Raw genomic sequence first — 23,030 nt, forward strand, 5'->3', positions numbered from 1 at the left:
TGACGTGAACCGCTTCCCTCGGTGTCACGTTGCCGATGCCGATCAACGAATAGGAATAAGCAAGTATTGCCTCTTTGGGACAAGCCCGATGCGACGGTAACGATGGGGTTTGCCCTGTGGCCGGCGAAAAACGCCTTGAACCATCGATATTTTCCGTCGACGCGGGCGATTCTACGCCTAAAGTCGAATTTGACAACCCTTGTTTGAAAAAAATTTCCTGTGTCATTTTAGCGTGATACGTCGATCGTAAAATCAATGAGTTGCGATATTCTGCGGTCGCGCCCGAAATGCCTTGCGTGCCGGGACGGCGGGCTGTGGCGCCTTCGGGGCGCCGTTGGCGATCATTGACGTGATTCAGGCCGATCGTAGCCTGCGATGACCAGGATTGCTTTAATGAAAGGGTCGTTAATCTCCGGGGCGGCCCCTGGGCCCCGGCTATCGACAGCAACCCGGGTTCAGAGCCTGCCTGCCCGCCGATTGATTCGAATCTTCGCTATGCTGGCGCGACTCGCTCCCGTTTCTTCACGAGTGGATTCGTCATGTCGTCGATACGCCTTGCCAGGACGGCCGACTGGCCGGCGCTCTGGCGCCTCCTGTCGCCGGTCTTCGCGGCCGGCCGAACCTATGCTTATCCGCGGGATATCGCCGAGGCCGACGCCCGGGCGGCGTGGATGGACAAACCCGCGGCGACATTCGCCGGCGAGGCGGACGACGGCACGATTGTGGCCACTTACTATCTGGTGGCGAATCAGCCCGGCCAGGGCGCCCACGTGGCCAATTGTGGCTATGTCGTGGCCGAAGCCGCGCGCGGGGCCGGATGGGCGAGTGCGATGTGCGAGCACTCGCAACGCGAGGCGGTCGCGCGCGGCTTTCGGGCCATGCAGTACAACTTCGTCGCCGAGACCAACGCCGGCGCTGTGCGGCTGTGGCAAAAGCACGGCTTCGAGGTCGTCGGCCGCCTGCCGGGCGCCTTCTGTCATCCCGAGGCCGGCGATGTCGATGCGCTGGTCATGTACAAGCAGCTCGCGCCGCCGCTCAATCGACGACGATGAACCCGACACAGGCGGCGGTCAGCATGCCCATCACGATGTTGAAGGCCCGCCAGGCGCGGGCTGTCCTGAGTGTGCGGCCGATCACGCTGCCGAACGCCGCCCAGAACGACAGGCAGGGCAGGCCCACGACGAGCATGATCGCGGTCAGCACGAGGGCGTTGAGGAATAGCGGCCCCTGCCCCGGCAGAAACGAGGCGGTCAGCGTCAACCCCATCACCCAGACCTTGGGGTTGGCGAACTGGAAGGCCGCGGCCTCGAGGAACGACAGGGGCCGGGCATCACCGGCCACATCCAGATTCGGCGGCGGTGCGCTGGCAATACGCCAGGCGAGGTACAGCAGATAAGCCGCACCCAATGCACGCAGGGCGTACTGCAGCAGATCATGGCGCTGGAACAATGCGCCGAGCCCGAACGCCACCCCCATGTAGAGCACAGCGCTGCCGCCGAGGATGCCGGCGATATGCGTCAGCGTGCGGCGATAGCCATAGCGGGCGCCCGAAGCCGTCAACATGACGTTGTTCGGCCCGGGTGTGCCCACCGTGGCCAGTGCGAACAGGGCCACCGGAATCATGGCCGTGGGCGTGATCATGACCCGCTCCGGTGGGCGACCGAGGGCGGCGCGACGCCAACGCGGTGGCGCCGCGCCGACGCCCGATAAGCGGAAGATCGGAGGCGAGGCGGGGTATTCATGATATTGTATGGGTTCATTTTGGTGTTTTGGCAAAGGCGCCGGTGAAAATTGAAGGTTACGCCGCGATTGGAGGGCGTCAATGATTTTATTGTCACCATGACAATCTGGGTGCCGACGCTGTCGGGCGAGGGGCCGCGTTATCGTCAGTTGGCCACGGCGATCGGCCGGGCGATCGAATCGCGCGAGCTCGGCCCGGGCACCCGGCTGCCGCCGCAGCGGCGGCTGGCGCATGCGCTCGGCGTCACCGTGGGTACCATCACGCGCGCCTATGGTGAGGCCGAGCGCCAGGGCTGGGTGGAAGCGCGCGTCGGCAGCGGGACTTACGTGCGCGGCGGCCGCGAATCGCGGCGGTTTTCGCATGTCAGCGTCACACGCGAGGACGACGGCTGGATCGATCTGTCGCTCGCGATGCCGCCGGGTGATGGCGAACGCGATGCCGGCCTGAAGCGCGCCCTCGCCGGCATTCAGGCCGATCCGACCGCACTGGCCCATGCGCTGGATTACCAGCCGGAAGGCGGGCTGGATGCGCATCGGAACATCTATGCGCGCTGGATGACCGAACTCGGGCTGCCGGTCGACGCCGATGAGTTGATTATCGACCAGGGCGGCATGAACGGCATCTTCATCGTCCTGTGCACGCTGGCGGGGCCGGGCCGGCGCGTGGCAGCCGAGCGTTTGACCTATCCCGGTCTGATCAGTGTGGCCGGGCAGCTGGGCCAGCGCCTGGTCGCGCTCGATCACGACGAAGACGGCCTGGCCGTGGATACGCTTGCCGCCCGGCACGATCAACAATCATTCGATGTGCTCTACGTCATGCCGGAACACCAGAATCCAACCACGGCGCGGCTCGGCGAAGCACGCCGCGCGGCACTGGCCGCTTTCGCGCGCGAACGCGATGTCTGGATCGTGGAGGATGGCGTCCAGCATCTGCCGGCAGCCGAGCGCGGTACGCCGCTGTACCGGCTGGCCCCCGAGCGTACGGTCTATCTGTTCTCGGTCTCCAAGATTCTTTCGGGCGGCCTGCGTTCGGGCGCCATGCGGGTGCCGGCGGCGATCCGCGAGCGCGTTTCGGCCGCCGTGCGCAACATCAGCTGGATGCCGCCGCCACTGATCGCTTCGGTGGTCGGCCACTGGATCGCCTCCGGCGATGCCGATCGCGTGCGGGCCCGGCAGTTCGATGAACTGGCCGCGCGCGCGGCGATGACGCGCGCCGCACTATCCGGCTTCCATCTGCGCCTGCGCGCCGGCGGTTTCTATGCCTGGCTGGAATTGCCGCCCGGGCAGCGCGCCGCGCGCGTGGTCGAGCGGCTGGCCGCCGAGCGCATCAAGGTCAATCCGGCGGAAGCGTTCTGTGTCGGCAGCGAGGCCGCGCCGCAGGCCATCCGCATCTGTTTCAGCGCCGCACGCGATCGCGCCGCGCTGGCCGATGCCCTGGCGCGCATACGCAGGGTTGTCGCATCGCCCGAACTCCAGGCCTGGCAGACGATCTAGGCCCTAGCCGGCCCAGAGTCGGGTCAGTGCGCCGTCGCCGCCGGTGACGGGATCGGTCGCCGGCGTCGGCACTTCGGCGATACGCGCGACCGCGCGCGCGTGGTCGGTTTCGCCCGGCCGGCACAGGTCCCAGTCGCCATGGCCGGCGGGATAGGCCGCGGTCAACGCGAAATCACCGCTGGCCGCGACCCGGCAATGGCCGGTGCCGGCCGGCAGGATTAGCACATCCCCGGCCGCGAGACGGACCGGCCGCCCGTCTTCACCGCCGAGCACGAGTTCCGCCTCGCCGGCGTAGACAGCGAGGGCCTCGTGCGCGTTGGAGTGAAAATGATGATAGCCGAATACGCCGCCGCGCCATTGCGGCGGCCAGCCATGGGCCTCGAAGGCCGCTTCGAACGCGGCCGCGAGTGCCTCATCGTCGTCGCCGGGCATCGAGCCGCGATGGATCAGTACCGGGTGGCGACTGTTCGGCGTGCGGCCGTCGTCGTCGAAGGCCAGTGTTTCGGGCTCCAGACGCAGGGTCATGGCAGATCCGGATGATGATGGCTGATGACCACAGCGTAGAGGCTGATTCGCCGGGATGCGATCCGGGATCTATACCGGGGTCGACGCCGCCGGCGGCGCGGTGGTCACTGTTGTGGTCGGCTCGGTTCTGCGGTCGGCGCGCCAGGCCGAGCGGCAGACGATACGCCGCGTATCCGCGCGATGGGCGAAGCGCGCGGCGATGTCGGTAACTTCGGTGAACAGGCCGGTATCGAGCGTAGTCGGGCGCAGGCCGAGCTGGATCAGCGTGTCGTTGGCGACGTGCAGATCGTTCTCCGCCGCCTCGACGCGTGGATTGGGCAGGTAGTCGATGGGGGCACCGGTGAGCGCGGCGACGCGATCGGCGAGATCGCGCACCCGATGGGTTTCGGTCATCTGGTTGAGGATGCGCACGCGCTCGCCTGCGGCCGGCGGATTGCCGATCGCCAGTTCGATGCAGCGGACCGTGTCCTGGATATGGATGAAGGCGCGGGTCTGGCCGCCGGTCCCGTGCACGGTCAGCGGGTACCCGATCGCGGCCTGCATCAGAAAACGATTGAGCACGGTGCCGTAGTCGCCGTCGTAGTCGAAGCGGTTGATCAGGCGCTCGTCGCGCGCAGTCTGCTCGGTCTGGGTGCCCCAGACGATGCCCTGATGCAGATCGGTGACGCGGATGCCGTCGTTGCGATTGTAGAAGGCGAAGGTGAGCTGATCCTGGGTCTTGGTCAGGTGATAGACGCTGCCGGGGTGGGCCGGGTAGAGAATCTCGTCGGTGGCCATGGCGCCGGCTTCGGTTTCGACGTGCACCTTGAGATATCCTTCGGGGATCTTCATGCCGGCGCTGCCGTAGCCGTACACGCCCATGGTGCCCAGATGCACCACGTGGGCATCGATGCCGGATTCGACCAGGGCGGCCAGCAGGCTGTGCGTGGCGCCGACGTTGTTGTCCACCGTATAGCGCTTGTGGGCCGCCGATTTCATGGAATACGGCGCGGCCCGCTGCTCGGCGAAGTGCACGATCGCGTCGGGTTCGAAGTCCAGCAGCAGATTGACCATGCGCTGATAATTGCGGGCGACATCGAAGCGATGAAATCCGATCTCGCGCCCGCTGACCTCGGCCCAGGCGGCCAGGCGCTCACTCATCGGGCGGATGGGTGTGAGCGATTCCACCTCGAGTTCCACGTCGATCATGCGGCGCGAGAGGTTGTCGACGATGGTCACGTCGTAGCCGGCGTCGGACAGATGCAGCGCTGTCGGCCAGCCGCAAAAGCCATCGCCGCCGAGAATCAGGATGCGACGGGCGCTGTTTCGTGATGCGATCGACATGGTCGGTCCTCCTTGGAGCGGATGTCACCGAGGCTCGCGCGTTCACATGACCGGAGCATGACAGTCATCGCGTTGTCGTGTGGATCTGCTATGTCTGGAGGATGCTTGACCGGGAACTGTCATGGATGCGACAGGCACGACCGCTGCGTGGCGGGCTGCCCGTGATCATGGAAACGCGCGTGCTGCGGCGCTGGCTTTCCTTTGCCCTGGCCGGTCTTACCGCATTCGGCGTGGACATGAGCGTTCTGGGCATGCTGGTGCACGGGCTAGGTATGGCGCCGCTGCGGGCGCGGCTGATATCGATTCCGCTGGCGGCCAGTACCGCCTGGTTGATCAATCGTCGCTTCACCTTCGTCAGCGGCGACGATCGGGCGCGTTGGCGTCAGTGGCTGCGCTATCTGGCCGTCAACACGGTCAATGTAATTGTCAATTACGGCTGTTATCTCGGCCTGGTTTCGGCCACCGCCATCGGCGCGGCCCATCCGTTGCTCAGCGTGGTGCCGGGCGCGCTGGTCGGGTTGTGGGGCAATTATCTGCTGGCCGGTCGTTGGGTGTTTCGCGACCCGAATCTGTCATCCGGCCGTTAAATAAACGACACATGGCGGTCATACGCGGTGTTGACAATATGCTCACAGGTTCTGCGTGGAGGCACAGCCATGTCGTTTGACGACGTCCTCGACCCCCGCCCGGTACGTCACGACGACCGATCCACTCGCATCTACGCCCCCAGCGGTGGGCCGTCGCCCGCGACGCCCCGGGGCTTTCATTGTTACCGCAGCGTCTGGATCTCGGATTTTCATCTGGGTACGCGCGGGTGCCGCGCCGAGCGGCTGCTCGATTTCCTGGCCACCGTGCGCTGCGACACCCTGTATCTGGTGGGCGACATCATCGATGCCTGGGCGCTCAAGAATGCCTGGTATTGGCCGGCCAGCCACAGTGCCGTAATCCAGGCGGTGCTGGCCCTGCACCGCGATCACGGCACCCGCATCGTCTATGTGCCCGGCAATCACGACGAAATGCTGCGCGATTACCTGCCACTGGATCTGGCCGGCATCGAGATCTGCAACGAGTGTGTGCACGAGACCGCCGACGGGCGCCAGTATCTGGTGATCCACGGCGACGCCTTCGATGCGGTCTGCACCGAGGCGCGCTGGCTCGCGGTGCTCGGCGATTATGCCTACCGCGGCGTGATCGTCGGCAACAGCTGGTTCAACGCCATGCGTCGCCGGCTCGGTTATCCCTACTGGTCGCTGTCGGCATTTTTGAAATACCAGGTCAAGAACGCGGTGGCCTTCATCGGCCGCTTCGAGGAGGCGCTGGCCGACGAAGCCCGGCGACGCGATCTGGACGGCATCATCTGTGGCCATATCCACACCCCGTCGCGGCGTACGGTCAACGGCGTCGATTACTGCAACGATGGCGACTGGGTGGAATCCTGTACCGCACTGACCGAGGACTTCGCCGGACGTATGGAACTACTTTACTGGGGACGCGGGACCGACGATGAAATGCCCGCCGAGCGCGAGAGCCGTCGCCGGGCGGCCTCCGCATGAAGATTGCACTCGTTAGCGATGCCTGGCATCCGCAGATCAACGGCGTGGTTCGCACCTTGTCCACGGTGCTCGACGAGCTGACGCGGCTCGGCCACGAAGTCACGCTGATCACACCGGATCGCTTCATGAGCCTACCGTGTCCCGGCGAACCGGAAATCCGGCTGGCGTTGGCGACGGCCACCCAGGTCGGGCGCCGGCTGGCCGAGGCGCGGCCGGAGTCGATTCATATCGCCACCGAGGGCCCGCTCGGCCAGGCTGCTCGGCGCTACTGTCGACGTCAAGGGCTGGTCTTCACCTCCTCGTATCACACGCATTTCCCGCAGTATCTGGAAATGCGCATGGGCGTGCCGCGCCGGCTGACCTTTGCTTTCATGCGCCGTTTCCATGCGGCGGCGAAACAGGTTCTGGTAACCACTGATACGCTCGCCGATGAACTGGCCACGCATGGCATCACCCATACCGTGCTCTGGCCGCGCGGGGTCGATGCCCGGGCCTTCGCGCCGCGCGACGACGCCATGGCCGTCGACGGGCCGAAACCGGTCATGGTCTACGTCGGGCGCGTGGCGGTGGAAAAGAACATCGGCGACTTCCTCGATCTGGACGTGCCGGGCACCAAGGTCGTGGTCGGCGACGGGCCGCAACTCGCCGAGCTCAAGCGACGCTATCCGGATGTTGTTTTCGCCGGTTGGCAGACCGGCGAGGATCTGGCGCGCTGGTACGCGGCCGGCGATGTGTTCGTGTTCGCCAGTCGCACCGACACCTATGGCCTGGTGCTACTCGAGGCATTGGCCAGCGGCCTGCCGGTGGCGGCCTATCCGGTACCCGGCCCGGCCGACGTGCTCGGCCACGCGCCGCACGTCGCCTGTCTCGACGATGATCTGGCCACGGCCGTGCGCGGCGCGCTGACCCTGTCGCCCGAAGACGCCCGCGCGTTCGCGCTGGACTACTCGTGGGCCGCCTGCGCCCAGCGCTTCGTGGATCATGTCGAGCGCCTCGACCCGGCGGCTTGGGATGCCCCGCCGTCGTTGGCGGCGCGGCTGAGCGCGCCGGTCGCGCGGTTCATCGGCCGATGACGATGAGACGGTTTACGGGCTGACCACGCGGCGTTCGGCCGCGGCGGTACGCGCGGCTTCGATCACGCGCAGCCCGGCCACGGCGTCGCCGGGATCCACCGGCATCGCGCTTTGTTCGCGAAGCGCGGCGGCGAACCGGCGATAGAAGGCGGGGTAATCGCCGGGATGGCTGGGGATCGTCGCGAACTGTGCACCGGCACCGAGGCGCCCCCAAGCGTGTTCCGGCTCCGTGCCCCAACCGTCATGGCCGGGTACCGCGCCGTCACGCAGCCGCTCCTCCTGCGGATCGAGCCCGTATTTCACGAAGCCCGCTCTGTCGCCGAGCACGCGTAAACGCGGGCCGAGGTCGGGCGCGACACTGCTCATCCACAGATGCGAGCGCACGCCTGAACTGTGCGTCAGCGCCACGAAGGAATCGTCGTCCACGGCCGAATCGGCATAACCGGCATCGAGCTCGGCATAAACCTCGCGGGCCGGGCCGAACAGGGTCAGGGCCTGGTCGATCAGGTGGCTGCCCAGGTCGAACAGGATGCCACCGGCCGCATCGGGCGCGGCGTCGCGTTTCCAGCCGGGCTTGGGTTCCGGCCGCCAGCGCTCGAAACGCGATTCGAAGCGCCGTACCGTGCCCAGCCGGCCGGCCTCGATCAGTGCCCGCAGGGTCAGGAAATCGGCGTCCCAGCGCCGGTTCTGGAACACGGTCAGCGCCACGCCGCGGTCGCGTGCCGCCGCGATCAGGGTTTCGGCCTGATCGGCCGAAGCCGCCAGCGGCTTGTCCACGACCACGGCCAGGCCGGCCGCGATCGCGGTCCGCGCATGTGGCGCATGCCAGGCGTTCGGACTGGCTACCACGACTGCATCGAATGCGCTGGCCCGGGTCCAGAGTGTTTCGGTATCGGCGATCACTTGCGCGCCGGGATATCGGTCGCCAATCTCGGCGGCGCGCTTGGCGTTGCCGGTGACGATGGCGGCCAGCTCGAGATCCGGGGTGCTGTGGATCAGCGGCGCATGGAAGATGCGGCCGGCGGTGCCGTAGCCGATGATGGCGATGCGGAGGCGGTCGGGCATGGTCGGTATCGGTGTAGGACGATGCTTGGCCTGCGATGCTGACGCAAAGCCGCGTTCACCGCCAGCCGGCGGCCGATCGGCGGCGCATGAAAAAAGCCGGCTGTCTCGTGACGGCCGGCTTCGATTTGCGGCTCAACCCGAAGGGGCCAAGCGCTGTTTTGCCGCAAGACGGCGCCTGGCGCAACGATAGCAGCCCCTAGTTCTTGAGCACGTCGCCGCTGAAGTAGAGTCCCATCTGCAGGTTGTAGCGGGTGTTCCAGCTGCCGTCGCTCGGTCCGTCGAACGTCATGGCCGCGTTCTTGCCGGTCAGCACATCCGCCCAGACCTGCAGGATGCCGAACGAGAAGTCCGCGCCGACCGCATTGAACTGGATGTCGCCGGTCGGATTCGGCGCGTTGCCGGGCAGGGCGCTGTTGAACCGACCGTTGCCGCCGGTCATCAGGTAGGCGTAGTTGTCGTACAGCTGGATCGAATGCAGCGCGCCCCAGCCGATCTTGAAGGTTCGCGCCACATTCGCTGCGAAGATCTGGCCGGAGGCCGGCATCTGGTAGGCGAAGCCGTAGTTCTCCATCGTGATGGCGTCGGTCGGCAACGCATTGTCGTTATAGAAGCGTCCGGCCGGAATGTTGTAACGATAATCGACATACTGGCCCTGCAGCGTCCACGGGCCGAGCGCGGCGTCCACCGCCGCGGTGGCCGCCCAGCGTGTGCCGTAATGGGGTGCGTTTTTCCCCACTTGCAGCTCGCCGCCGCGTACCGCCGCCGAAACCTGCACGCTGTGATCCGTGCCCTGATTGAAGGTATAGGCCGCGCGCGCATTGCCGCCGTTGACCTGCTGATAGCCATCGAACGGATTGGAACCGTACAGGCTGCGCTGCCCCAGGTCGTCGTTCTTGAAGGCGTCGACGTCGAGGCGCCACGGGCCGTTTTCGTACTTATAGCCCAGCCCGGCGGCCTGGTTATCCGTGAAGCCGGCGAAGTAGGTCAGGTTGCCCCAGAATGTCTGGTAGCCGAACTTGAGGTTGCCGAAGGGCACATAGAACATGCCGCCCTTGATCTGGCTGTGCTTGCCGAAGTCGTAGGCGGCCCAGCCATAGCGCAGATAACTTGAATCGGCGAAGGCGGTCGGCGACCAGCGATACTCGGCGCCGTACGACAGCTTGCCGTCCGTGCCGTGGACGTTGAAGGCCGCGATGCCGGCAATGGCATCACCGCTTTTGTGGTGGTTCTTCATGTCCGGCTTGAGCTTGTAGCCCGCCGTGAATGCGCCACCCAGCGTCAATGTCTGCTTGGGCTTGTTCGCCTGGACGGTGCTCGGTGCGCTGGCCTGGTCGCTGGTCGAAGCGTTGTCGGTCGAGGGCTCGGCCGGCATTTTCTGTTGTTTTTGCTTGAGCGTGGCGAGCTGCGCCTTGAGTGCCTGGAGTTGTTGCTGCATCGCCTGCAGGCGATGGGCCTTGGCGATGTCGCCGCTGTTCTGGGCCATAGCCTGGCCGGACCAGAGCGCGCCGGCGCCGATCAGCGCAACAGCAAGACGTCGATTGGATACACGATCCACATATCCCCCTTGATTTTCAATCATATCCCCTGGAGCCGCTCGACTTGAAAAGGAGCAGCAGAACGAAGCGTCGCGCGTGCGACCGACCGCCCTGTCGACGGTCGCGGCATACACTTCGTGATCATAATCGTAGCACGGAAGGCGCCACCGCGCTGGCTTGCCCACACGGAAGCGCGGCCAGGCGCGGCCCGCAGCCGGGTCAGCCCGCGGCCTTCTCGCGGTTGCCGGGCTGCTTGTCGAGGATGGCGTTGGCCTGGTCCATCAGGTCGTTCATGTAGGCCATGAGCGCCCGGTATGGTGCGGCCGTCGCCAGGTCCACGCCGGCGTCCCTGAGAATCGTGTAGCCGCTGTCGGCGCCGCCCTCGGACAGCGCGTGCAGATAAGCCTTTCGGACTTGCGTGTCGCCATGCTCGATATGGCTGGCGAAATAATGCGCCGCGGTGATCGAGGTGGCGTACTGATAAACATAGAAGTCGTAATAGAAGTGGGGGATATAGGCCCACTCGATGTCGTCTTCGGGCTCGATCCGGGTGATGCCGTCCTTGGTGCCGTAGTACTTGTCGAGAATATCGCCGTACATCTGGGTCAAGCGGGCGCCGGACAGCGGTTCACCCTTCTGTATGGCCTGATGGATAGCGAGCTCGAATTCGGCGAACTGGGCCTGGCGGAAGAAGGTCCCGCGCAGCTGCTCGAGCGCCTGGCCGATGTAGAACAGCTTGGCCTCGTCGGTCTTCGCATGCGCGATCATGTACTGGACGAGCAGCTGTTCGTTGGTGGTCGAAGCGACCTCGGCGGTGAAGATCGGATAATCCGCGGTCGCGAACGGCTGGTGCTCGTGCGCCAGCATGGTGTGGACACCGTGGCCCCATTCATGGGCGTAGGTCGACACGCTCTCGTAGTCGTCGTTGAAGTTAAGCAACACATACGGATGCACGTCGTAGGCCGCGCCGTTCATGTAGGCGCCGGCGCTTTTGCCCGGGCGCGGATAGACACTGGTCCAGGGCGAGCGGGTTGCCTTATCGAGCAGCTGTTCGTAGTGCGCGCCTAGCGGGCGGGTGGCACGGCGCACCAGCGACCGGGCCTCGTCGATGGTAAAGAAACGGTCGGAATGCACCAGCGGCGGGTAGATGTCGTAGTAGTGCAGCTGCTTCACGCCGAGCATGCGAGCTCGCAGCTTGAGGTAGCGGTGCAGCGTGTCGAGATTGTCGTTCACCGACGCCACGAGCTGGTGATAAACGCGCGTGGGGATGTCGTTGTCGGCGGTGGCGGCCGCGAGCGCGCTGTCGTAGTGATGCAGGCGCGCGTCGATCACGTGCCGGAGCACGGTCTGGCCGAGAAGCGAGCCGAAGGTGCCTTCGTACTGTTTGTATTTAGACCAGAACGCCGCGAACACCCGTTTGCGGACCTCGCGGTCCGGATTGCTGCGCCATTTGGTATAGCCGGCCTGATCGATTGTGCGTTCCTTGCCGTCGATCTTGATCCTGGGCCATTGCATATCGGCGTTCGATAACAGCGAAAAGGTATCGCTCTGGCCGTTGACCGGGCTCAGCGCGGCCAGTGCCGATTCGGTCTGGCGCGACAGGGTGTGCGGCGCCGCCTTCATGACCTGCGTGAGCATGTATTGATAGTCTGCGAGCGCTTTCTCCTGGCTCCAGGACTCGAGCTTGTCCTGATTCATCGCCACCAGCTCGGGCCGGACGTAGCCGGTTGCCTCGCCGAATTGCGCGGCCAGGCGGTCGGCCTTGTTGCGGCGCTCCTGGGCGGTGCTGTCTCGCAGGTCCTGATCTGCGGCCAGGCCGGCATAGACCGACAGGCGCGCGATCGATTTCTGTACGTCGGAGATCGTGTCCAGCGCGTTGGCCAGAGCGTCCGGGCTGTCGGTCAGGTGGCCCGAAAAGCGCGGCAGCGTGTCGATGCGCTGTTGGGTCTGGTCATAGGTGCTCTGCCAGGCCGCGGGCGAAGCGTACAGATCGTCCAGATTCCACGCGGTGGGCGTCTGGCTCGGCGGATGGTCGGTCTGGGCGGTCCGGCTCCCTCCCGAGCCGGTATCGGCAGCCAGGGCCGGCGCGAGGCCGGCGGCGAATAGCACGGTCAAAACCGCGGCAGGAATAGCGATGCGAGACATCGTTGGCCCCCGAGAATCAATAATAAGGCGCAGATCAAACACGGTCGGTTCGCAGGCAAAAAGCAAGCCGGATGGGCCAGGCGCAAATGCGCGGTTCGACAATTACATTATCAACCCGGCACAAAAATGGATGATTTTTCGGATTAATAGCGCCCGTATGCGACCGCATGCTCGCCGCGGCCATTGCCCGCGAAGCCCTTGAAGATAAAAGACGGACAGGCGCCGGCTTTTATTTTTGAAGGCGTTGAAAACAGCTGATGAAGTCAGCTGTTTTGATCCCGGATTAATAGGACCAATTGTCGTTTGATGCGAGTTCGCGCGGCGCGCCCGGGCTATGGGGGCGGCGTCGGTGCGCCTTCGGGCGCCGGCAGCCCCCGCCGGATCGCATCGGAGAAATCGGGGCTGGCATGGCCGTCGCTATCGGAGGCGATGGCGGCCGCGTTGATACAGCCGCGACGCCGCAGTTCCGCCAGGGGCAGGCGTGTATCCAGCGCGCCGAGATCGTAGAGGTATTCGTGCAGATGGCCCGAGGCCAGCAGGCGCCAGTTCCAGGGCAGTCCGGGCACGATCGCCTTGACCATGTCGTAGACCAGTGTCGTGCAGTTGGACGTGAGCGTGTGGTAGAACCGCGGCCGGTATTCCAGGGTGTCGGCAGTATCCAGATAAGCCTCGAACAGCGCACGAATGGCGTGCCGGGGCATTGCCACGCGATACAGATAAACGTCTTCGCGGCGCGCGGTGGTGCGGGTGCGCACGATATCGCGCTCGTCGGCGGCCACCAGGGCCAGTTCGCATTGCCGGAACAGGCCCCCGATCGCTGAAAAATCCTCGCCGGCCAGGCGTCGGACCTCGACCGAAAACACCAGGTGCCGGCCGTCGGCGAAGGCAAAGGACACCAGCGTATGGGCGATGGTCGGTCCCATCCAGTACGAGGCCACCAGATCCACGGCGATGAGCTGGTCGAGATCGTAGTCGCGGATTTCCCAGCGCGGAGTGTAGTCGTCGCGCGTGCGCCAGTCGAAGTTGCGGACGTTGTGCAGGCGCACCTGTGGGCCGTGACGTTCCACGTGGAGCACGCGCGCCACATCGTCGGCCCAGGGGCGGTCCGAGCGCGGACGGATCTGCGCCCACCACAGCGCAAACGCCAGTCCGGCGAGTGCGAAGATGGCCGGACCGAGCCGGTCGGCGGCGATTAGCCCGGCGAGGCCGCCCAGCGCCGCGGCCCACCAGGCCGCGATCAAGGCGATGCGCAGCGCGCGCGGGTTGGGGCCGCGAAACCAGAGCGCGCCGGTGCCGTAGCCCGCCACCAGCAGGACGAGCAGCCCGGCGACGACGCGGGCCGCGATCAATAACGCGGCAGTCATCGGCGGGGCACGCGACGCAAAGCGGGAAGCACGCAGAACGCGTCCGCCATCATGTTGTGCCCGCCCCTAGGTGTCCAATCCAGCGTTGTAGCCCGCTTGTGCAGAGTGACTGCACGGCGCGCACTACGCCTCGTCTCGCCGCAAAACAGCGCTTGGCGCGGACTCGCACGAAACGGCAACAGGCCCTAATAATGACGATCCTGCGGCGCCGGCGGCACCCACTGGTACAGCCAGGTTTCGGTCAGCGTCTGACTGCCGTTGACCAGATAGGCCCGGAGCGTGACCGGGGTGGTGGCGTCGCTCGTGGGCATCCAGTCGAATACGGCCCGATAGCCGTTGATCGGCTTCATGACGTGGGTCGAGGTATAACTGATCTTGCCGTTGGAGGCCGATACATTGACCGTCACATTGGCGTCGTCCGGCAGCTTGTCCAGCGGCGAGCCGACGAAGTCCACGGCAAAGCGGCGGGCGTACCGGTCGGGCGACCTGTTGCCCGGAATCCAGCCTTCCTGGACATTGCCCATGCCCGACCAGGTCTTGTCCACAATGGCCAGGGAGGGCGATACGGGCGGTTCGGGCCACCAGTACAGCGTGTAGTCATAGTGCAGATGCCGGCCGGCGGTGACGGGTTTTTCCGGAATCCAGAACGCCACGATGTTGTCCACGGTTTCGCCGACCGTGGGCATTTCCATGAGCGCGATCTGGCCCTTGCCCCATTTGTTCGTGGGTTTGAGCCACAGGCTCGGCCGGCGGTTATACCAGGTGACCGGGTCGCGATAATCGTTGAAATCGTGATCGCGCTGGACCAGGCCGAAACCGCGCGGATTTTCGTCCATGAAGGTGTTGAACTGGATCGTCGGCGGGTTGTAGAGGGGGCGGCAGATCCATTCACCGTTGCCGCGCCACATCGACAGCCGGTCCGAGTCGTGCATGAGCGGATAGATCGTATCGCGGGCGGTTTCCTGGGCGGTGCCCTTGAGATACATGCTGGTCATCGGCGCGATACCCAGGCGCTTGATCGCCTTGCGCGTATAGACATGTGCCGAAATATCCATGATCACGCCCTGGGCGTTGCCGGCGTCTATGTTGAAGCGATAGGCCCCGGTCGCGCTCGGTGAATCCAGCAGGGCATAGACGGTCACCTGTTCGGAGCCATCCTTGGGCCGTTGGAACCAGAACTGGGTGAAATCCGGAAATTCCTCGCCACCGGGCTCGTCGGTATCGATTGCCAGTCCGCGCGCCGACAAGCCGTACTGCTTGTCCTTGTCGATCGCGCGAAAATAACTCGCGCCCAGAAACGACGCCACCTCGTTTACGTACGCGCCCCACGGTTTGACCGCCAGCCGCCAGCCGGCGAATCCCAGGTTATGGCCTTCCAGCTGGGTCGGATCCACGCCGCTGTGATCGTAGTTGAACAATTCCGGCTTGAAGGGAATGCGATGCGCCCTGCCGGTATCCGGGTCGATGTCGTGCATGCGCACCGGCGTACTGAAATGCATGCCGACATGGAAGAAATGCACCCGCAGGGCGACCTTGGGATCCGACGACCACAGCGCGTCGTGCCAGTCGTACACGATCTTTTGATACTTCAATGGCGCCAGGCTGGCGAGCGTGTCGGGCAGTGTTTCCGCTGGCGACTGATAGGCCGAGCGCGACATCTTCTGCGCCTTGCTCTTGAGCCAGTGGAAGGAAAATGGCTGGCCCGGACCGCTCTCAATCGGTGATTTGGCAAAGGCCGGGATCGCCGGCAGCCCGAGCGATGTCAGCGCCAGAGACGCCTTGAGCAGGGTGCGTCGTTGCATGGGCTCGCCTTATGAATGCTTCCCGGAACAGACAGATCGCCGCGTCGTGGGTTCCCCTGGCGGTTTCGAATCAGTCGTCGTGCGCATGGGCTTCCATCTCGTCCAGGAAATCGGCCGCTTCGTCCTGCATGCGCTGGCGCAGGTCGATCATCTTGCGGGCATAGTCGTTGAGCCGGCGGGCCTGCGGCGTATCCGGGGTGAAGGTCGGCACCTTCGTCGGCCGGCCTTCACCGTCAACTGCGACGAACACCAGAATGCAGTGCGTGGTAAAGCGGGCATCGTCGGATTTCGGGTCGCGTGCATAGACGCTCACCGAAATATGCATGCTGGTGTTGCCGGTATGCATCAACTCGGCCTTGAGCTCGACCAGATCGCCGACCCGGATCGGCTTGAGGAACCGAATGCCGCCGACATAGGCCGTGACGCAGTAGCTGTGCGACCAGTTTGCGGCGCAGGTATAACCGGCATGGTCGATCCATTTCATGACACTGCCGCCGAAGACATTGCCGCCGAAATTCACATCGGAAGGCTCGGCGAGAAAGCGTAGCGTGATTTCGTGGGTTGACATCGAATGCGGGCTTGGAGAATTCGGGTTGAGTTTAATCGCCTGCCGCGGGCAACGCGACTCGCCCGGGCCAGGCGAGTGACCCGGCCCGGGCGGGGGTACACTGGTGCGACGATTTGCCACCGCGATGTCCATGCAACTGTTCGGATCCGTCACTTCCCCCTATGTGCGTCGCACCCGGCTGCTGCTGGTCGACGTCGACTACGAATTTCGCGATCTGGCGATCTACGGCGCCGACCAGGCCGAGCTGGCGCGCCATAATCCGACACTGAAGATTCCGACGCTGATCGATGGCGAGACGACGTTGTTCGACTCGCGGGTCATCCAGCGTTATCTGGCGGCGCAGCGGGGGCAGGCCCCGCTAAGCTGGCGCCAGGAGAATCAACTGACCGTGATCGACGGCGCCAACGACGCCTTCGTGGCCTTGCTCCTGGCCGCGCGTTCCGGACTCGATCCAAGCCAGGATGCGATGATCTACAACCGGCACCGGGAGCGTATCCGGACCTGCCTCGACTGGCTGGAGACGGCGGCCGCCGACGGTGCGTTCGATCATTGGCGCTATCCGGCGATCTGTGTGTACTGCATGCTCGACTGGGTGGTCTTCCGCGAACTCCATGATATGTCCGGCCACCGCGCGCTGGCCGCGGTGTGCGAGCGTCATGGCGGGCAACCGGGCGTTGCCGCGACCGATCCGCGCCAGGCCGTCTGAGCGTCCATTCATAACGGGCGCGGGCCCATGTAGACATGTCGGACCTGCTGGCCGAACATCTCGACCGTGCCCGAATAGCGACGGTCACCGCGGCGATAGAACTCGAAGCCGTAGCGGCGGGTCAGACGCCAGCTGCCCTGGCTGTCGCGGGTCAGGCCGATACGCTTGAAGGCCAGTTCGTCGATGAAGGTCACCTCCGCTTCGGCGCAGGCGTTCTGGGCTGCGCGCCGGGCCGTCGCGCGCGCGCCCATCTGGCGCCACCATACCAGCGCGACGATCGCCAGCCCGATCAGCCACGGCGCCAGATCGATCATGCCTGCCTCGGCGTCTGCAGCGTGACCGCGCCCGAGCGGATATCGTCCACCGAGCGCGCGCCGGACAGGGCCATGGTGAGCTCGAAATCGGCCGCGGTGTTGGCGATCCACTCCGCGACTCCGCCCGTGCCCGCCAGTGCCAGCGCATAGGCATACGGCCGGCCGATCGCAACCGCGTCCGCGCCCAGCGCCAGGGCCTTGACGATGTCGGCGCCGGTGCGCACGCCCGAATCCAGCACCAGCGTCAGATCGGGCGCGGCGCCGCGGATGGCGGCCAGCGCGTCCAGGCTGGCGATGGCGCCATCGACCTGCCGGCCGCCGTGATTGGACACGATCAGGCCATCGATGCCGGCCTCGACAGCCCGGCGTGCATCGTCGGTCGAGAGTATGCCCTTGAGCAGAATCGGCAAGCGGGTGTGTTCGCGCAGCCAGGCCAGGTCGGACCAGCTCAGGTCCGGGCGTGAGTAGGTGGCCACGAACTGGCGTACCGCGGCCAGGCCGCGGCCGCTGCGCAACGCGCGCCAGGTCGAGCCCGGATAATGCCGCGCGCTGGCCAGGACATTGGCCAGCAGTCTCGGCGTGATCGGCGGCTGATCGGTATCGGCGGCTGATTCGGCCAGCATGGCCTGGAACACCGGGTCGTGGGTGTACTGGGCCAGGCCCTGCCCGCGCAGGAACGGCAGGTGGCCGAGATCGAGATCGCGCGGGCGCCAACCCAGCAGCGGCGTATCCAGCGTGACCACCAGTGCTTCGCAGCCACAGGCCTCGGCGCGGCCGATCAGCGATTCGGCCAACGCATCGGATTTCGGCCAGTACAGCTGGAACCAGCGCGGCGCGCCGGGGGCGGTCGCGTCCATGGCCGTGGCACAGGCTTCCATCGGCCGGCTGGCCTGACTCGACAGGATCGCCGGGATACCGGCGGCGGCTGCCGCGCGCGCCGCGCCCACATCGGCGTCGCGGTGCGCCAGTTCCAGCGCGCCGATCGGTGCCAGCATGAACGGATGCGGGTAACGTCGGCCGAATAATGAAACCCCGGTGTCGCGGCACGAGATGTCGGTGAGCATGCGCGGTACGATCCGCCACGCGTCGAACGCGCTCCGGTTCGCCGCCACGGTGGTTTCCGCTGAAGCGCCGCCAGCGATATAGGCGTACGCGGCCCGCGCCATGCGCCGCCCGGCCGCAGCGGCGAGCGCGCCCGGCTCGACCGGAATCGCCGGCCGGCGCCCGGCGAGGCCTGCGGAATAAATCGCTTGTTGGCGATTATTCGTGCCGGTGCGGGCTGTCAATTGGTCGTAGGCGGCCATGCGTCAACTCGTGTCGTTTCCTGCTTCAGCATAGAGTGAGCCGCTGCGGGCGCCAACGGCCATTTGGCGCGGCCTATGACCTTTTTGTGATCACAAAACGACGCTGAATGCGCTATAACTGTGCAAATCTTGCCTGGTGAGCGCTCTTCTGGAGCCGAATCGGCCGGCGCGAGGCCTTGTGAGACTTGGCCCAGGGCTTGCTGATGCATCCTGGGCGGGCCGTCTTCTGTCGATTGCAGCGATGTTTGCACCGCGATCGCGCGATTCGACAGACGGGCATCAATTGCGGCATGTTTGGATTGTGATCACAAATAAAGATCTCCATGAGCGACTACGTTGACAGCTACTATCGCGACAGCCGGCGTATCACGCTGGCGTCGCCCCCGACGTCGTTGACCGGCTCGCGCCGTGTCGACGTGGCCGTCGTGGGCGGGGGCGTGACGGGCTGTTCGGCGGCGCTCCATCTGGCCGAGCGGGGTTATTCGGTCGCGCTGGTCGAGGCCAACCGTATCGGCTGGGGGGCGTCGGGCCGCTCCGGTGGCCAGATTCTGACTGGCTTCGGTACCGGCATGTCGACATTCGCCAATGCGCTGGGGGCCGACGATGCCCGCCGGGTGTTCGAGATGTCGCGCGAGGCGGTCAGGCTGACGGTCGATCGTATCCGGCGCCACGACATTGACTGCGATCTGCGCGATGGCGCGGTCTATGCCGCGCTCAAGCCGCGTCACATGAAGGGCTTCGCGGCTGAACAGAAGCACATGCGGCAGGTCTACGACTATGACGGCCTGACCCTGCTCGATCGCGATGCGCTCAACGCGCACGTACGTTGCCCGTCTTACATCGGCGGGCTGTACGACGCCGAATCCTGGCACCTGCATCCGTTGAATTATGTGCTGGGCCTGGCGCGCGCGGCCCAGCAGGCCGGTGTGACGCTCTACGAGCAATCGCCGGTCGAGCGCATCGTGCATGGCAGGACGCCGATCGTGCATACGCCCGAGGGCGCGCTGACCGCCGGCCATGTGGTGCTGGGCGGCAACGCCTATCTGGCGGCCGATGTCGCGCCCGAGCTGTCGGGCCATCTGATGCCGGTGGGCAACTACATCATCGCGACCGAGCCGTTGTTCCCGGCCCAGGTGGCCGAGACGCTGCCGGGCGACGACGCGGTTTCGGATGCCAATTTCGTGCTCGATTACTACCAATTGTCCGCGGCGCCCGCGGATGGCCCGCGCATGCTCTACGGCGGTCAGGTCAGTTACGGCAAGAAGCCGCCCAAGCGGCTCAATGAGCGCATGCAGACCAAGCTCGGCCGTCTGTTTCCGGCGCTGCAGAATATTGGCATCGACTACAGCTGGGGCGGATTGGTCGGCGTCACCCGCAATCGCGCCCCGCATTTCGGACGCATCGGCGACAACGTGTTCTATGCGCAAGGCTATTCCGGCCATGGCATGGCGCTTGCGGGATTGGCGGGGCAGCTGATCGGCGAGGCCGTGGCCGGGCAGTCCGAGCGTTTTGATCTCTATACCCGACTCACGCATCGCCGGTTTCCGGGAGGCGAGCGTCTGCGTACGCCGCTGCTGGTGCTGGCCACCAATTTCTACCGTATGCGGGATCTACTCTAAATGAGGGCGGATATGACAGGGCAGTCGACAGCTGCGGCACCGGCAATCTCCGAGCCGACGACCCAGCAGAACCCGGCCACCGATCGCAGTGGCTCATCGATCGAGTTGCACGGTCTGACCAAGCAGTTCGCGGCGGATTCGATCGCGCTGCGCGGGATCAATCTCAAGATCAGCGGCGGTGAGTTCTTCACGCTGCTCGGACCATCCGGCTGTGGCAAGACGACGTTGCTTCGCATCATCGCGGGGCTGGAGAGCGCCACCGACGGCGAGGTCGAGATCGGGGGCGCCTCGGTCACCGACGTGCCGGCACACAAGCGCAACGTGAATACGGTGTTTCAGTCCTACGCGCTGTTCAATCACCTCAATGTGCGCGAGAACATCGGCTTCGGGCTGAAGATGCGGGGCATGGACAAGGCCGAGATCAAAAAGCGCGTAGCCGAAACCGCCGAGTTCATCAAGATCGGCGAGCTTCTGGGTCGCCGGGTCGATCAGCTGTCGGGCGGCCAGCGCCAGCGCATCGCACTCGCCCGCGCGCTGGTCAACGAGCCCGATGTGCTGCTGCTCGACGAGCCGTTGTCGGCGCTGGACGCCGGCCTGCGCGGCGAACTGCAGCTCGAGCTGATGCGGATCCAGCGGCGGCTGGGCATGACCTTCGTGTTCGTGACCCACGATCAGCAGGAAGCGATGGTGATGAGTGACCGGGTGGCGGTGCTCAACGATGGTCACATCCAGCAGGTCGGGCCGCCGCAGACGCTCTACGAACACCCGGAAAACCTGTTCGTGGCCCGTTTCATGGGTCACCAGAATCTGTTCGAGATTCGCCAACAGGATGAATCCGGGCTGGATGTATGCTTCGGCCGCCTGGTGGGCGACTTCGCGCGCGGCAGTCACGTCCTGATTCGACCGGAGACCATGCGGGTGGAGCGCGCCGAACAGGCGTCGTCCGAGGCCAACGTGTTTTTCGCCGAGGTGGCCGAACGGGTCTACCGCGGCCATGTGGCCGAATACTGTCTCACCGTGGCCGAGGGCACCGAGCTTGTCGTGACCTGCAACAACATCGGCGAGCCGATGTTCGACGTCGGCACGCGCGTGGCGGTGTCGGTGCAGACCTCGGGGGTGGTCACCTTCCATGCCTAGAACGAAAGACACACGGACCCTGGGCGCGTTCGCGACCCGGGGCAGCGAATCGCCCAAACGCCGCGAGCCGCGTCATACCGGCCACCTGATCGCGGTCGTCTCGCCCGGCGTGATCTGGATCGTCGTTTTTCTGGTGCTGCCCAGCGCCTATCTGATGACGATCGCGTTCATGACCAATGGCACCTACGGCCTGCCACGAATGCCGCTGACCCTGGAAGCCTTCAAGGAGTTGGCGGGCTTCGGTTTCCTGGGTTGGTCGCCGGGCAACCTCTATACCCTGATCCGTTCGATCTGGCAGACCGTGCTGTCGACCGGACTGGTGATCGCCATGGCCTATCCGGTGGCCTATTACATCACCCGCGCGCCGGCCCGGATGCGCCCGCTCATGTTGCTGACGGTGGTCGTGCCGTCCTGGACCAATCAGGTCATCCGCGCGATCGGCTGGATGAACATCCTCTCGCCGGGGTCGCCGGTGAGCAACCTGGCGGCGTCCCTGGGGCTGATCTCGCCGCAGATGGGGCTGTTTCCGTCCAAGTTCGCGGTCGTGATCGGCCTGGTTTACAACTTCCTGCCGTTCATGGTGCTGCCGCTGTACGCGGTGTTCGAGAAACTCGACTATGCGCAGATCGACGCCGCACGCGATCTGCGCGCGGGGCCGATCCGGACCTTCATCCACGCCGTGCTGCCGCAGACACTGCCCGGGCTGCTGGCCGGCACCGTGCTGGTCTCGATTCCGGCGTTCGGCATGTACGTCATCCCCGAACTGCTCGGCGGCGGCAAGTCAATGATGCTCGGCAACCTGGTGGCCCGGCAGTTCGCGGCAGCCTCGAACTGGCCGCTGGGCGCGGCGGGTGCGTTGATCATGATCATCGCCACGCTGGTCGGCCTGCTGGTGCTGCGTCGCATGGGCAAGAAACTCGGCGGTGATTCGCAGGTGGTGCTATGAGTGCGCGCGGATTCAATCGCGGGCTGCAGGCCTTCTGGTACGTGATGCTGTTCTTTCTTTACGCACCACTGGCCGTGGTCGCCCTGTATTCGTTCAACAGCATCAACTCGTCCGCGGTGTTCGCGGGGATATCGCTGCGCTGGTACGCCGCGTTGTTCTCCGATGAAACGATTCTCAATGCCTTCTACAACAGCCTGACACTGGCCATCACCTCCTCGACCATCGCCACGGTGATCGGCACGCTGCTGGGTTATGGCATGTACACCTATCGCCATCGCCGGCTGGGCTGGCTGATCTGGCTGGTCTATCTGCCGATCGTGATGCCCGACATCGTCTACGGCATTTCGCAGATGAGCTTCTTTACCTCCATCAGCAACGCCACCGGCCTGTTCAACCTGGGGCTGGGCACGATGGTGATCGCTCATGTGAGTTTCCAGGTGCCGTTCGTGGCGCTGCTGATCTACTCCCGGCTGGTCGGCCTCGACTCGATGCTGTTCGAGGCCTGCCACGATCTGTACGCCAACGGCTGGCAGCGGGCCTGGTACTTCATTCTGCCGACGCTGCGCCCGGCGATCGTGTCGGCCTTCTTCCTGGCCTTCACGCTTTCGATCGACGATTTCGTGATCAGTTTCTTCACCTCCGGGCCGGAAAGCACCACGCTGCCGATCTTCATCTGGAGTGCGATCAAGAAGGGCGTGACGCCGGAGGTCAACGCCATTGCCACGTTGATGATCGGTGCGGTGTTCGCAGCGGCCGCGATCGCGCTGGCTTTTCAGTACGTACGGCTGGCGCGGCCGCGGGTCAGTGACTAGTTTTC

At 65.1% G+C, this 23,030-nt stretch carries 21 protein-coding genes; 10 read left to right on the forward strand and 11 right to left on the reverse strand.

Annotation, left to right across the window (positions count from 1 at the left end; genetic code table 11):
• Positions 1-539: 539 nt before the first annotated feature.
• Positions 540-1,052, forward strand: a complete 513-nt coding sequence (locus ACS8YF_RS03705; protein WP_440848872.1) for an N-acetyltransferase family protein — start codon at positions 540-542, stop codon at positions 1,050-1,052.
• On the opposite strand, the gene ACS8YF_RS03710 is transcribed toward ACS8YF_RS03705, so the two are convergent.
• Positions 1,036-1,641 (reverse strand): LysE family translocator, encoded by a 606-nt coding sequence (locus ACS8YF_RS03710; protein ID WP_440848873.1) that lies wholly within the window; start codon positions 1,639-1,641, stop codon positions 1,036-1,038. The genes ACS8YF_RS03705 and ACS8YF_RS03710 overlap by 17 nt on opposite strands.
• Before the next feature lie 198 nt (positions 1,642-1,839).
• Here ACS8YF_RS03710 and ACS8YF_RS03715 point away from each other — a divergent pair, with 198 nt between their 5' ends.
• A complete protein-coding gene (locus ACS8YF_RS03715) occupies positions 1,840-3,234 on the forward strand; it encodes a PLP-dependent aminotransferase family protein (protein WP_440848874.1) in 1,395 nt (464 codons plus the stop codon).
• 3 nt (positions 3,235-3,237) lie between these two features.
• Here the strand turns inward: ACS8YF_RS03715 and ACS8YF_RS03720 are convergent, their stop codons facing one another.
• The gene (locus tag ACS8YF_RS03720) at positions 3,238-3,759 is read right to left on the reverse strand and encodes a cupin domain-containing protein (RefSeq protein WP_440848875.1); all 522 of its coding nucleotides are present in this window, start codon (positions 3,757-3,759) and stop codon (positions 3,238-3,240) included.
• Between the two features lie 69 nt (positions 3,760-3,828).
• Positions 3,829-5,082 carry an NAD-dependent epimerase/dehydratase family protein gene (locus ACS8YF_RS03725; RefSeq protein WP_440848876.1) on the reverse strand — a complete coding sequence of 418 codons (1,254 nt, stop codon included), beginning with the start codon at positions 5,080-5,082 and terminating at the stop codon, positions 3,829-3,831.
• A 125-nt stretch (positions 5,083-5,207) separates the two neighbouring features.
• Here ACS8YF_RS03725 and ACS8YF_RS03730 point away from each other — a divergent pair, with 125 nt between their 5' ends.
• The 3 genes from ACS8YF_RS03730 (at position 5,208) to ACS8YF_RS03740 (ending at position 7,708) form a co-directional block, all read left to right on the forward strand.
• Positions 5,208-5,669 carry a GtrA family protein gene (locus ACS8YF_RS03730; RefSeq protein ID WP_440848877.1) on the forward strand — a complete coding sequence of 154 codons (462 nt, stop codon included), beginning with the start codon at positions 5,208-5,210 and terminating at the stop codon, positions 5,667-5,669.
• A gap of 69 nt (positions 5,670-5,738) precedes the next feature.
• The gene (locus tag ACS8YF_RS03735; RefSeq protein WP_440848878.1) at positions 5,739-6,635 is read left to right on the forward strand and encodes a UDP-2,3-diacylglucosamine diphosphatase; all 897 of its coding nucleotides are present in this window, start codon (positions 5,739-5,741) and stop codon (positions 6,633-6,635) included.
• Positions 6,632-7,708: a glycosyltransferase family 4 protein gene (locus tag ACS8YF_RS03740; protein ID WP_440848879.1), complete on the forward strand. Its 1,077-nt coding sequence runs from the start codon at positions 6,632-6,634 to the stop codon at positions 7,706-7,708. Before ACS8YF_RS03735 ends, ACS8YF_RS03740 begins: the two co-directional genes overlap by 4 nt.
• 12 nt (positions 7,709-7,720) lie before the next feature.
• On the opposite strand, the gene ACS8YF_RS03745 is transcribed toward ACS8YF_RS03740, so the two are convergent.
• The 6 genes from ACS8YF_RS03745 to ACS8YF_RS03770 all read right to left on the reverse strand — a co-directional run bounded on the left by ACS8YF_RS03745 (position 7,721) and on the right by ACS8YF_RS03770 (position 16,187).
• Positions 7,721-8,773, reverse strand: coding sequence for a Gfo/Idh/MocA family oxidoreductase (locus ACS8YF_RS03745; protein WP_440848880.1), 1,053 nt, complete (start codon positions 8,771-8,773; stop codon positions 7,721-7,723).
• Positions 8,774-8,969: 196 nt separating this feature from the next.
• A complete protein-coding gene (locus tag ACS8YF_RS03750; RefSeq protein ID WP_440848881.1) occupies positions 8,970-10,352 on the reverse strand; it encodes a hypothetical protein in 1,383 nt (460 codons plus the stop codon).
• Between the two features lie 175 nt (positions 10,353-10,527).
• Complete coding sequence (gene pepF, locus ACS8YF_RS03755) at positions 10,528-12,453, reverse strand: oligoendopeptidase F (RefSeq protein ID WP_440848882.1); 1,926 nt, start codon at positions 12,451-12,453, stop codon at positions 10,528-10,530.
• A 332-nt stretch (positions 12,454-12,785) separates the two neighbouring features.
• Positions 12,786-13,817 (reverse strand): Lnb N-terminal periplasmic domain-containing protein, encoded by a 1,032-nt coding sequence (locus ACS8YF_RS03760; protein ID WP_440848883.1) that lies wholly within the window; start codon positions 13,815-13,817, stop codon positions 12,786-12,788.
• 185 nt (positions 13,818-14,002) lie between these two features.
• Positions 14,003-15,619 (reverse strand): glucan biosynthesis protein, encoded by a 1,617-nt coding sequence (locus ACS8YF_RS03765; protein WP_440848884.1) that lies wholly within the window; start codon positions 15,617-15,619, stop codon positions 14,003-14,005.
• 70 nt (positions 15,620-15,689) lie between these two features.
• Complete coding sequence (locus tag ACS8YF_RS03770; protein ID WP_440848885.1) at positions 15,690-16,187, reverse strand: acyl-CoA thioesterase; 498 nt, start codon at positions 16,185-16,187, stop codon at positions 15,690-15,692.
• A gap of 130 nt (positions 16,188-16,317) precedes the next feature.
• Between ACS8YF_RS03770 and ACS8YF_RS03775 the strand changes: the two genes are divergently transcribed.
• On the forward strand, positions 16,318-16,893 hold the full coding sequence (locus ACS8YF_RS03775) for a glutathione S-transferase family protein (protein ID WP_440848886.1): 576 nt from the start codon (positions 16,318-16,320) through the stop codon (positions 16,891-16,893).
• 8 nt (positions 16,894-16,901) lie between these two features.
• Here ACS8YF_RS03775 and ACS8YF_RS03780 read toward each other — a convergent pair whose 3' ends face one another.
• Positions 16,902-17,207 (reverse strand): DUF3301 domain-containing protein, encoded by a 306-nt coding sequence (locus ACS8YF_RS03780; protein WP_440848887.1) that lies wholly within the window; start codon positions 17,205-17,207, stop codon positions 16,902-16,904.
• On the reverse strand, positions 17,204-18,511 hold the full coding sequence (locus ACS8YF_RS03785) for an alpha-hydroxy-acid oxidizing protein (protein WP_440848888.1): 1,308 nt from the start codon (positions 18,509-18,511) through the stop codon (positions 17,204-17,206). Before ACS8YF_RS03785 ends, ACS8YF_RS03780 begins: the two co-directional genes overlap by 4 nt.
• A 323-nt stretch (positions 18,512-18,834) precedes the next feature.
• On the opposite strand from ACS8YF_RS03785, the gene ACS8YF_RS03790 reads away from it, so the two are divergent.
• The 4 genes from ACS8YF_RS03790 to ACS8YF_RS03805 are packed head-to-tail and all read left to right on the forward strand — an operon-like array spanning position 18,835 to position 23,025.
• Positions 18,835-20,130 carry an NAD(P)/FAD-dependent oxidoreductase gene (locus ACS8YF_RS03790; RefSeq protein WP_440848889.1) on the forward strand — a complete coding sequence of 432 codons (1,296 nt, stop codon included), beginning with the start codon at positions 18,835-18,837 and terminating at the stop codon, positions 20,128-20,130.
• A gap of 12 nt (positions 20,131-20,142) precedes the next feature.
• Positions 20,143-21,267: an ABC transporter ATP-binding protein gene (locus tag ACS8YF_RS03795; protein WP_440848890.1), complete on the forward strand. Its 1,125-nt coding sequence runs from the start codon at positions 20,143-20,145 to the stop codon at positions 21,265-21,267.
• The gene (locus ACS8YF_RS03800) at positions 21,260-22,213 is read left to right on the forward strand and encodes an ABC transporter permease (RefSeq protein ID WP_440848891.1); all 954 of its coding nucleotides are present in this window, start codon (positions 21,260-21,262) and stop codon (positions 22,211-22,213) included. Before ACS8YF_RS03795 ends, ACS8YF_RS03800 begins: the two co-directional genes overlap by 8 nt.
• Positions 22,210-23,025 (forward strand): ABC transporter permease, encoded by an 816-nt coding sequence (locus ACS8YF_RS03805; protein ID WP_440848892.1) that lies wholly within the window; start codon positions 22,210-22,212, stop codon positions 23,023-23,025. The genes ACS8YF_RS03800 and ACS8YF_RS03805 overlap by 4 nt, the downstream gene beginning before the upstream one ends.
• Positions 23,026-23,030 lie beyond the last annotated feature (5 nt).

Source organism: Salinisphaera sp. SWV1, from assembly GCF_052044155.1.
Taxonomy (GTDB): domain Bacteria; phylum Pseudomonadota; class Gammaproteobacteria; order Nevskiales; family Salinisphaeraceae; genus Salinisphaera.

Excerpts from the sequence above, each read along its gene's own strand:
- ACS8YF_RS03745 (WP_440848880.1), bottom strand. The coding sequence starts at position 8,773 with ATGCCCGACCGCCTCCGCATCGCCATCATCGGCTACGGCACCGCCGGC.
- ACS8YF_RS03765 (WP_440848884.1), bottom strand. The coding sequence starts at position 15,619 with ATGCAACGACGCACCCTGCTCAAGGCGTCTCTGGCGCTGACATCGCTC.
- ACS8YF_RS03725 (WP_440848876.1), bottom strand. The coding sequence starts at position 5,082 with ATGTCGATCGCATCACGAAACAGCGCCCGTCGCATCCTGATTCTCGGC.
- ACS8YF_RS03720 (WP_440848875.1), bottom strand. The coding sequence starts at position 3,759 with ATGACCCTGCGTCTGGAGCCCGAAACACTGGCCTTCGACGACGACGGC.
- ACS8YF_RS03805 (WP_440848892.1), top strand. The coding sequence starts at position 22,210 with ATGAGTGCGCGCGGATTCAATCGCGGGCTGCAGGCCTTCTGGTACGTG.
- ACS8YF_RS03710 (WP_440848873.1), bottom strand. The coding sequence starts at position 1,641 with ATGATCACGCCCACGGCCATGATTCCGGTGGCCCTGTTCGCACTGGCC.
- pepF (WP_440848882.1), bottom strand. The coding sequence starts at position 12,453 with ATGTCTCGCATCGCTATTCCTGCCGCGGTTTTGACCGTGCTATTCGCC.
- ACS8YF_RS03795 (WP_440848890.1), top strand. The coding sequence starts at position 20,143 with ATGACAGGGCAGTCGACAGCTGCGGCACCGGCAATCTCCGAGCCGACG.
- ACS8YF_RS03790 (WP_440848889.1), top strand. The coding sequence starts at position 18,835 with ATGAGCGACTACGTTGACAGCTACTATCGCGACAGCCGGCGTATCACG.
- ACS8YF_RS03800 (WP_440848891.1), top strand. The coding sequence starts at position 21,260 with ATGCCTAGAACGAAAGACACACGGACCCTGGGCGCGTTCGCGACCCGG.
- ACS8YF_RS03760 (WP_440848883.1), bottom strand. The coding sequence starts at position 13,817 with ATGACTGCCGCGTTATTGATCGCGGCCCGCGTCGTCGCCGGGCTGCTC.
- ACS8YF_RS03775 (WP_440848886.1), top strand. The coding sequence starts at position 16,318 with ATGCAACTGTTCGGATCCGTCACTTCCCCCTATGTGCGTCGCACCCGG.
- ACS8YF_RS03740 (WP_440848879.1), top strand. The coding sequence starts at position 6,632 with ATGAAGATTGCACTCGTTAGCGATGCCTGGCATCCGCAGATCAACGGC.
- ACS8YF_RS03735 (WP_440848878.1), top strand. The coding sequence starts at position 5,739 with ATGTCGTTTGACGACGTCCTCGACCCCCGCCCGGTACGTCACGACGAC.
- ACS8YF_RS03780 (WP_440848887.1), bottom strand. The coding sequence starts at position 17,207 with ATGATCGATCTGGCGCCGTGGCTGATCGGGCTGGCGATCGTCGCGCTG.
- ACS8YF_RS03785 (WP_440848888.1), bottom strand. The coding sequence starts at position 18,511 with ATGGCCGCCTACGACCAATTGACAGCCCGCACCGGCACGAATAATCGC.
- ACS8YF_RS03705 (WP_440848872.1), top strand. The coding sequence starts at position 540 with ATGTCGTCGATACGCCTTGCCAGGACGGCCGACTGGCCGGCGCTCTGG.
- ACS8YF_RS03750 (WP_440848881.1), bottom strand. The coding sequence starts at position 10,352 with ATGATTGAAAATCAAGGGGGATATGTGGATCGTGTATCCAATCGACGT.
- ACS8YF_RS03730 (WP_440848877.1), top strand. The coding sequence starts at position 5,208 with ATGCGACAGGCACGACCGCTGCGTGGCGGGCTGCCCGTGATCATGGAA.
- ACS8YF_RS03715 (WP_440848874.1), top strand. The coding sequence starts at position 1,840 with ATGACAATCTGGGTGCCGACGCTGTCGGGCGAGGGGCCGCGTTATCGT.
- ACS8YF_RS03770 (WP_440848885.1), bottom strand. The coding sequence starts at position 16,187 with ATGTCAACCCACGAAATCACGCTACGCTTTCTCGCCGAGCCTTCCGAT.